This is a genomic window from Nostocoides sp., assembly GCF_035343835.1.
Taxonomy (GTDB): domain Bacteria; phylum Actinomycetota; class Actinomycetes; order Actinomycetales; family Dermatophilaceae; genus Nostocoides_A; species Nostocoides_A vanveenii.
This window is the reverse complement of sequence record NZ_DAOQZV010000156.1, coordinates 1-7,654: the sequence shown is the minus strand read 5'-3', so window position 1 is coordinate 7,654 and position 7,654 is coordinate 1. Positions and strand designations below refer to the sequence as shown.

7 protein-coding genes are annotated in these 7,654 nt (G+C 69.0%); 2 read left to right on the top strand and 5 right to left on the bottom strand.

The window, feature by feature from the left end:
- Positions 1-238, top strand: a 238-nt coding sequence (locus PKH97_RS11320; RefSeq protein ID WP_324387544.1) for a NifU family protein, incomplete at its 5' end; no start/stop codon positions are given.
- A 118-nt stretch (positions 239-356) separates the two neighbouring features.
- Here the strand turns inward: PKH97_RS11320 and PKH97_RS11315 are convergent.
- On the bottom strand, positions 357-2,228 hold the full coding sequence (locus PKH97_RS11315) for an acyl-CoA dehydrogenase (protein WP_324387543.1): 1,872 nt from the start codon (positions 2,226-2,228) through the stop codon (positions 357-359).
- Between the two features lie 158 nt (positions 2,229-2,386).
- A complete protein-coding gene (locus PKH97_RS11310) occupies positions 2,387-3,349 on the bottom strand; it encodes a hypothetical protein (protein ID WP_324387542.1) in 963 nt (320 codons plus the stop codon).
- Between the two features lie 217 nt (positions 3,350-3,566).
- On the opposite strand from PKH97_RS11310, the gene PKH97_RS11305 reads away from it, so the two are divergent.
- The gene (locus tag PKH97_RS11305; RefSeq protein WP_324387541.1) at positions 3,567-5,081 is read left to right on the top strand and encodes an SDR family NAD(P)-dependent oxidoreductase; all 1,515 of its coding nucleotides are present in this window, start codon (positions 3,567-3,569) and stop codon (positions 5,079-5,081) included.
- 26 nt (positions 5,082-5,107) lie between these two features.
- Here the strand turns inward: PKH97_RS11305 and PKH97_RS11300 are convergent, their stop codons facing one another.
- From PKH97_RS11300 to PKH97_RS11290, 3 genes are all read right to left on the bottom strand, one after another.
- Positions 5,108-5,509 carry a type II toxin-antitoxin system VapC family toxin gene (locus tag PKH97_RS11300; protein WP_324387540.1) on the bottom strand — a complete coding sequence of 134 codons (402 nt, stop codon included), beginning with the start codon at positions 5,507-5,509 and terminating at the stop codon, positions 5,108-5,110.
- Complete coding sequence (locus PKH97_RS11295; protein WP_324387539.1) at positions 5,494-5,751, bottom strand: type II toxin-antitoxin system prevent-host-death family antitoxin; 258 nt, start codon at positions 5,749-5,751, stop codon at positions 5,494-5,496. The genes PKH97_RS11300 and PKH97_RS11295 overlap by 16 nt, the downstream gene beginning before the upstream one ends.
- A gap of 71 nt (positions 5,752-5,822) precedes the next feature.
- Positions 5,823-7,589, bottom strand: coding sequence for an NAD(P)/FAD-dependent oxidoreductase (locus tag PKH97_RS11290; RefSeq protein WP_324387545.1), 1,767 nt, complete (start codon positions 7,587-7,589; stop codon positions 5,823-5,825).
- Positions 7,590-7,654: the final 65 nt, after the last annotated feature.

Below are 7,654 nucleotides of genomic sequence, written 5' to 3'. Positions count from 1 at the left end.
GGGCCTGACGATCCGGGCGCACGGCGGCCAGGTCCGCGTCCTGGCGGTGCGCGACGGCATCGCCGACCTCGAGCTCGCTGGCGCCTGCGCAGGGTGTCCCGCGGCCGGGCTCACCATCGCGACGACCCTTTCGGGGGTGCTTCGCGCGGAGCTGGGTCTGACCGATGTGCGCGTGACCGAGGCGCCCCGCCGCCCCTTCGTGGCCCTGGCCGCCCTCCTGCGGCGCCCGCAACCCTGACCCCCACCCGGGCCCAGCCCCGTCGAGTGGCCGGTTCAGCCCCGTCGAGAGGCCGGTTCAGCCCCGTCGAGAGGCCGCCTGGGCGGCCTCTCGACGGGGCTGAACCGGCCCTTCGACGTCAGAAGGCGGCCTCCGGGACCTCCATCAGGGCGTTGTCGGTCGACTCGGCGATGGCGCGCTCGGCGGCTAGCTTCGGCAGCACATTGCGGGTGTAGAACTGGGCCGCGGCGACCTTGCCGGTGTAGAAGTCCTTGTCCGGTCCGGTTGCACCGGCGTCGAGGGCGTCCTGGGCGACTGCGGCCTGGCGCAGGAGCAGCCAGCCGACGATCAGGTCACCGGCGGCGAGCAGCAGGCGTGAGGTGTTCTGGCCCACCTTGTAGAGGTTGGCCGGGTCCCCGCCCATCCGCGGGTCCGACGCCATCAGCGGGGTCACCATGGCACCGAGGATGCCTTGAACGTCCTCGACGGCCTTGCCGAGCATCTCGCGGTCGCGGTCGAGGACCCCCTGCTGCTGCCCGGTGTCCTTGGCGAACTCAGTGATCTGCATCGAGAGCGCGGTCAGCGCCTGGGCCTTGTCGCGGATGATCTTGCGGAAGAAGAAGTCCAGGCCCTGGATCGCGGTTGTGCCCTCGTAGAGAGTGTCGATCTTGGCGTCGCGGACATACTGCTCGATCGGGTAGTCCTGCAGGTAGCCCGACCCGCCGAGCGTCTGCAGCGATTCGGTGCCGAGGAGGACCCAGGCCCGCTCGGACCCGAGGCCCTTGACCAGCGGCAGCAGCAGGTCGTTCGTTCGCGCGGCGAGGTCGGCGGCACTGCCCTTGGCGACGGCCTCATTGCCGCTCTCCAGGTAGTGCTGGTCGGCGACGTCCTGCTGGGTGGCGGTGAACAGGACGAGCGCGCGCAACCCCTCGGCATACGCCTTCTGCAGCATCAGGGAGCGTCGCACGTCGGGGTGGTGGGTGATGGTCACCCGCGGTGCTGACTTGTCGGCGGCGCGGGTGAGGTCGGAGCCCTGGACGCGCTGCTTGGCGTAGTCGAGCGCATTGAGGTAGCCCGCAGACAAGGTGGCGATGGCCTTGGTGCCCACCAGCATGCGCGCGTTCTCAATGACGTGGAACATCTGCGCGATGCCGTCGTGCACGTCGCCGAAGAGCGTCCCGGTAGCCGGTATGCCGTCGCCGAAGGTCAACTCGCACGTGGTGGAGACCTTCAGGCCCATCTTCTTCTCGACATTGGTGACCATGACGCCGTTGCGGGCGCCGAGTTCACCGGTCTCGAGGTCGACGTGGAACTTGCTGAGAATGAAGAGGGAGAGGCCCTTGGTGCCCTCGGCCGCACCCTCAGGCCGGGCCAGGACGAAATGGACGACGTTGTCGGTCATGTCGGCTTCGGCGCTGGTGATGAAGCGCTTGACGCCGGTGATGCTCCACGTGCCGTCATCGAGTTGGACGGCCTTGGTGCGGCCGGCGCCGACGTCGGAGCCCGCGTCCGGCTCGGTCAGCACCATCGTGCAGAGCCAGCCCTTCTCCACGATCCACTTGGCCAGCTTCTTCTGCTCCGGCGTGCCCAGGGTGTAGAGCAACTCGGCGAAGCTGTAGGTGGCGCCGAACATGGCGATGGCTGGGTTGGCGCCGAGGATCATCTCATTGATGGCCCACTTCAGCGACGGCGGGCAGGGGGTGCCGCCGAGTTCGTGCTGGAGTTGGACGTTCCAGAAGCCGGAGTCCTGAAAAGCCTTGTAGGACTTCTTGAAACTCGCCGGCATGGTGATCTCTTGGGTGACCGGGTCGTACTTCGGCGGGTTGCGGTCCCCGTCGACGAAGCTCTCGGCTAGGTCGCCCTCGGCCAGCTCCTTGACGTGCTTGAGCATCTCGCGGGCCGTGGCCTCGTCGAAGTCGTCGTAGGGGGCGCTGCCCAAGAGGGCCTGGCGGTCGAAGACCTCGAAGAGGTTGAACTCGATGTCTCGCAGGTTGGCTTTGTAGTGGCCCATGACGCGCCCCTTTGCTCCGATGGGTATGGCTGACTAAGCGCTTGCTTAGCGTAGAGTCTAGTGTTACCCGCTTTGGCCTGGGGCGCAAGGGTTTGCGCGTCGATGAGGCGGATCCGTGATCGGACTCACGTGGTTCGCGGCTGGGGCGCGTCGACCTGTCAGTCCGCGTAGGGCAGCAGGGCCGACGTCACTGACACAACGCCGGGGCCGTACTTCTTGTCCATCCCAGCCTGCAACCGGCCGTCGAGGTCGTCGATCACCTGCAGTTCGACCACGCTGAGCTGGGTGTCCACCCCGCTCCCGAGCAATCCAGGGATCGTGTTTGTCGACAACTCCTCTTGAATGGCCAGCAACTCCGCCTCGGTATGCCCGCCCTCGGAGACGCAGAGCATCCCGCCCCAGGTCGCGCGCAGCGTCCGCTCCGCCGCCGCCGCAGCCTCGATCACCTTGACGTTGAGGATCAGCTTCGCCGGATCGTTCATCTTCTCCGGCTCCTTCGCGGGATCAGCCGGGTTGATGGACTGGTCGAGCCATGCGCCGGCATACGTCGAGAGCGCGGCCGCGGCCGCAAGGGTCGCATCTTCGGCCTCCTGGGTGGTCTTGTCCGGGTCGAGCACCTTCCAGCCGCCTACGGGGGCGGGACAGGGGGTGGTCGGGCCCTGCCCGGTGAGCGGGTCACGAGGCCGTGGGCCGGTGTAGTCCTCGATGGTGGTGACCGGCTTGGTGAGGTGGAAGGTTGAGGTGGCCGCGTCATACGTCCCGATGACGGCGTACTGGCCCCACCGCACGCCGTTCGCGGAATCGTGCTTGGGGGCCTTGGCCCAGTCCCAGTTGTCGATGACCGGGCCGCCGCACTGGGGTGGGAGGGAGGTGAGCACGCCGCCCAGGCAGAGTTGAGGGCCCTTTCCGGGGGCATCGAGCACCGTGGCGAGGGCGGCACGCAGGGGTGGGAGCGGGTTGGTGGTGGCGCTCGTGCTGGGCGAACCGGTGCCGCCCGTCGGGTTGGCGTTGCCCGTGGTCGTGCTCGCGGTCGAGCCGGCCCCGGACCCGGCGGATTCGGTGCCGCACGCGCTGAGCGCGAGGGTGGCGACCAGGGCGACGGGAAGCAGGAGGCGCGTCATACGCCCTTCGACGCTCGCGCGGTGGGGGCGGTTCCCGGCGGCTGCGGGTCGGCTGCGGGTCTGGCCTCCGGCGGTTTCGGCTGCGGTTCTCGACCCCGGGCGGCCCGCCGTTCGCACTTAGCGCACGGTAGGTGACGTCGAGCAGGGTAGACCCTGCTGGAGGTGACCTAACCGCTGCTAGCAGATGTTGGGAACGGGGGCGGCATACGATCCCGGGGTGGAGGACGGGGCCGAGTCGAGCGCGCCGCGGCTGGACCCGGCCGACTTGGCGACGACCTTGCGGGTGCTGGCTTCGCTCCACGAGCTGGCGCCGGACGATCCGGACATCCAGACGATCAAGCGGGCGACCGGGGTCATGGCCAGCCGGATCCGCAAGACGCGCCGGCGCGAAGCGCGCTCTGCCGCAAGGCAACCCGATCTCGACCACGATGCCGCCGTGCTCGCCTCGACGGCGACCGGCTCGCCGTTGCGGATCGACGACGAGACCCGCGGCATACCGCTCGCCGCATCGACGGACGACGCGAGGTATGCCGGCGAACTTCGCATCCCGCGGGGCTGCTACGTCTGCCACGAGAAATACGCCCTCGTCGACGCCTTCTATCACTGGCTCTGCCCGCGCTGCGCGGCCTTCAGCCATGGCAAGCGCCATCAGCGCATCGATCTACTAGGCCGTCGCGCGCTGCTGACCGGCGGGCGGGCCAAGATCGGGATGCACATCGCGCTGCGGTTGCTGCGCGACGGCGCCGACCTGACGATCACCACGCGCTTTCCCCGGGATGCGGCGCGGCGCTTCGCCGAACTCGCCGACTCGCCCGAGTGGCTCGACCGGCTGACCGTGGTAGGCATCGACCTGCGCGATGCCACCTCGGTGCTCGCGCTGGCCGACGAGGTTGCGGGCGGCGGACCGCTGGACATCCTGATCAACAACGCCTGCCAGACCGTGCGCCGCTCGCCAGGCGCCTATGCCCACCTCGTCGCGGGGGAGTCCGAGCCTCTTCCGGCCGGTATGCCGTTGCCCCGCCTGGTCACCTTCGACCGGGTCAGCGACGCCCACCCGGCGGCCCTGGTCGGGGTGCTAGCCGAGCACGCCCACGGACCTGCCGTGGTCGACAGTGCGGGGGCCTCACTGACGGCAGCTGCGATGACTTCGCTTGCGCTGCAGGGGGGTTCGGCGAGCCTGGCCGCGCACGTGGCCGGGACGGCGATCGATGCCGGCGGGCTGCTGCCCGATGACGTGAGCGTCAACTCCTGGACGCAGAAGGTCGAGGACGTCGACCCGTTGGAGTTGCTGGAAGTGCAGCTGTGCAACTCGGTGGCGCCCTTTCTCCTCGTCTCGAAGCTGCGGCCCGCCATGCGGGCGGCGGTCGCGCGGGGTGCCCGGCGGGCATACGTGGTCAATGTGTCGGCGATGGAGGGGCAGTTCGGGCGGCGCTACAAGGGGCCGGGGCATCCGCATACGAATATGGCCAAGGCCGCGCTCAATATGCTCACGCGCACCTCGGCGGGCGAGATGTTCGAGACCGACCGCATCCTGATGACCGCGGTCGACACCGGCTGGATCACCGACGAGCGGCCGCAACCGGACAAGCTGCGGATCGCCGCCCAGGGCTGGCATGCCCCGCTGGATTTGGTCGACGGCGCCGCGCGCGTCTATGACCCGATCGTGCGCGGCGAGGCCGGCGAGGACCTGTATGGCTGCTTCCTCAAGGACTACGCCCCCCACCCCTGGTGAGCGACTCCCCTGCAGATGCGGTCGGGTCAGTCGACGAGGTCGACGGCGACGACCGCGGGGAGGTCGCCGAAGCGAGCCCGGGCGTCGTTGCTGAGTATCGTGCGGCCCGTCTGGACCGCGTGCGCGGCGATAATCAAGTCGTGTGCGCTGCGTGGCTGCCCGGCTCGGTGCACGTGGGCCAGGAGCCGGGCGTGCGCCGCCGCTGTGGCCTCGGTGTAGTCGAGGACCGCGACGTTGTCCTGGATCGCGGCCAGGGCTCGTGATCGATCGGCGGCTCGGCGTGCGGTCTCTGCCAGCTCGATACCCGCCCGATACTGCGCGATGGTGAGCGCGGCGACCGCGAGGTCGTCGTCATCCAGGGACGTCGCCGACAGGTCGCGCTCGATCGTGCTTAGCGCATTGGTGTCCAGAATCAGGCGTCGGCCCATGGGTCCGTCCGGTCGGACGTGAGCAGCGAGGTGGTCTGCGCGATCGCCGCGGCGAAGTCATCGTCGGGCGGCGTGATCCCGGCGAGCGCTTCTCGCAGATCGCGGCCCGTGCGTCGGCGTGCGGGCCGCAGTTCGGCGATGGGCTTGTTGCCCCGGGTCACGGTCACCGACTCGCCCGCCTCGATGGCGTCGAGCAGATCGGAGAATCGGCGGGCGGCCTCCGTCGCCGTGATGGTGCGCATGGAAGCGACTGTATCTGATTATCGGATCGAACCCTCTTTCGTCGCTGGCGGGGAAACGCAGTGATCGCCGGTCAGGCGGTGTGGTGGACCTCCTGGAGGGCATAGACCGGGGTGGCCAGACCCTCATACCGGGCCTTGAGCTGGAGCGCGAGATAGAGGGAGTAGTGGCGCGACTGGTGGAGGTTGCCGCCGTGCATCCACAGGTTGGTGACATTGGTCGGCTTCCACATGTTGCGTTGCTCGCCTTCCCACGGGCCGGGGTCGAGCGGGGTGTCGGAGCCGAGGCCCCAGCACTTGCCGAGCCGGTCTGCCGTCTCCTGGTCGATGAGGTCGGCGACCCAGCCGTTCATCGAGTTGTAGCCGGTCGCGAAGACGACCAGGTCGGCCGGCAGTGACGTCCCGTCGGTGAAGACGACGCTGTCCTGGCTCAGATGGTCGATCTGGCCGTGGGCGAGCTTGACGTCGCCATTGGCGACCAGGTCCGCGGCGCCCACGTCGATGTAGTAGCCGGAGCCACGCCGCAGGTACTTCATGAACAGGCCCGACCCGTCGGCGCCCCAGTCCAGCCAGAAGCCAGCCCGCTCCAGCCGCTCGTAGAAGTCCTTGTCGACCTCGGCCATCTTCTGATAGGCGGGAATCTGGAACTCGTGCATGATCCGGTAGGGCAGCGAGGCGAAGATCAGGTCCGCCTTCTCGGTCGTGACCCCATTGGCGAGCGCCCGCTCGGAATAGAGGTCGCCCAGCCCGTATTCCATCAGACTGTCGCTCTTGACGATGTGGGTCGAGGAGCGCTGGACCATGGTGACGTCGGCGCCGTGCTCCCACAGGGCGCCGCAGATGTCGAAGGCGCTGTTGTTGGAGCCGATGACGACGGCCTTCTTGCCGGCATACGCATCGGGGCCGGGGTGGCGCGAGGAGTGGTGGACCTCGCCGGCGAAGATGTCGACGCCGGGGACGTCGGGGACGCGGGCCTTGCCCGACATGCCGGTGGCGAACACGAGGTGCGTCGGCTTGAGGGTCACGGGCACGCCGTCGCGCTCGACCTCGACCGTCCACTCGCCGGCCTCGTCGGACCAGGTCGCCGACGTCGCCTCCGTGCTCGACCAGTAGGGCACCTCCATGACCTTGACATAGGACTCGAGCCAGTCGGCGATCTTGTCCTTGGGTGCGAAGACGGGCCAGTTGTCGGGGAACTTCAGATAGGGCAGGTGGTCGTACCACACCGGGTCGTGCAGGCACAGCGACTTGTAGCGTCCGCGCCACTGATCCCCGGGCCGGGCGTACTTGTCGATGACGAGCGCGGGCACCCCGAGCTGCCGCAGGCGCGCCCCGACGGCGATGCCGCCCTGCCCACCGCCGACGACGAGGACGTATGGCTGCGTAGTCACCCCGAGGCTCTCGCCCTCGAGTTCGCGCTTTTCCTTCCAGGTCAGGCGGTCCTTGTCGATGCCGTGCTCGGCGCCCTTCGGGCGGCGGGTGCCGCGGGGCTCCTCGAAGCCGGTGAGTTCCTGGAGGGCGGTCAGCAGGGTCCAGGCCTTGTCGGCACCGTCCTCGTCTTTCAAGCGCACGAGCCCGATGCCGCGGCCGGTCGCGGTCGCGAAGGTGATCCACGCTGTGATGATCCCGCCGTCCTCGGTGGCCGGCTCGCTGGTGGCGAATTGCGACGGGCGGGTGGTGTCGAGGGTGGCGGTGAGCAGCTCGCGCACGCCCTCGGGATTCTCGACGGTCGTCAGATTCCAGGTGAACGCGACCAGGTCGCGCCAGAAGCTCTCGCGCGCGAACATTCCGGCGGCGTCCTCGACGGCGCCCGCGGTCAGGGCGGCCTCGAAGGCGCCCAGCCAGGCGTCGGCGCGCTCCTGGGGTGTCGCGGCGCTCGTGGTAGCCGGGTCGGACGTGGCGGGGG

Coding starts and splice junctions, on each gene's coding strand:
- PKH97_RS11315 (WP_324387543.1), bottom strand. CDS start 2,228: ATGGGCCACTACAAAGCCAACCTGCGAGACATCGAGTTCAACCTCTTC.
- PKH97_RS11310 (WP_324387542.1), bottom strand. CDS start 3,349: ATGACGCGCCTCCTGCTTCCCGTCGCCCTGGTCGCCACCCTCGCGCTC.
- PKH97_RS11300 (WP_324387540.1), bottom strand. CDS start 5,509: ATGGGCCGACGCCTGATTCTGGACACCAATGCGCTAAGCACGATCGAG.
- PKH97_RS11295 (WP_324387539.1), bottom strand. CDS start 5,751: ATGCGCACCATCACGGCGACGGAGGCCGCCCGCCGATTCTCCGATCTG.